The sequence below is a fragment of the Paenibacillus sp. 01T442 genome (genome assembly GCF_056398345.1).
In genome coordinates this window covers 1-833 of the sequence record NZ_JBFTPF010000205.1, presented here as the reverse complement: position 1 = coordinate 833, position 833 = coordinate 1, and the positions used below count along the sequence as shown (strand labels likewise).

The window sequence follows — 833 nt, the reverse complement described above, 5'->3', positions numbered from 1 at the left end:
GCCTTGTCTTGTCTTGTCTTGTCTTGTCTTGTCTTGTCTTGTCTTATCTTGGCCTCACCTCACCTCACCTCACCTCACCTTGCCATCCCCCTGGGCCATCATTTATCCTAAAGAGATACAAAGAGTGTAATAAAAAGCAAGGTTCGCAAGAATGTCCCGTTTCGAGCCATGCTCTAGTGATTCTATAATGAAAACGTATCCAGTTGGAATAATAGGCGAACGAGGGGGAAATGGCCATGAAGCAAGGGAGAAAATACGGGGCGGTTTCGATAGGCTCCATTATGTTATTATCAGTTGTCGCAAGTGCATGCAGCAATTCGACGGATCAACCAGAGGCGTCCAAATCCGCAACGGCATCGGCTAGTCCAGTGGCTGCTCAAACGGCAGCAGTGAAAGTAGAACCGTTGGCGAAATATGATCCGCCAATTGAAGTGACGACGGTGCGTTCGGTCGACGCAACTTTCAAATATGCAGCTGGCGATTCGATCGACAGCAATATTTGGACCAAAATTTTCGAGCAAGACTACGGGATTAAAGTGAAGAATACGTGGACTGTCGATTCAACGCAGTACCATCAGAAGCTGAATGTGTCCATCGCATCAGGCGATATTCCAGATTTCCTTGAGGTAAATAAAGAGGAAATGAAGCGTTTGGCAGATGCGGGTCAGTTAGAGGACTTAACAAAATTATGGGCACAATACAGCTCGCAGTATTTGAAAGATATGTTGAACCAAGATGGTGGCGTCGGGATTAAGGCTGCTACAATTGATGGCAAAATGCTTGGCATTCCTCACACGTTCAGTAATGGCGGTATCAGCACAGCTGAAATGATC

1 protein-coding gene is annotated in these 833 nt (G+C 46.3%); it reads left to right on the top strand.

The features are described 5' to 3' along the window. Positions 1 to 236: 236 nt before the first annotated feature. A partial coding sequence (locus AC1DLM_RS35430; protein WP_477572630.1) for an extracellular solute-binding protein occupies positions 237 to 833 on the top strand: 597 nt, incomplete at its 3' end.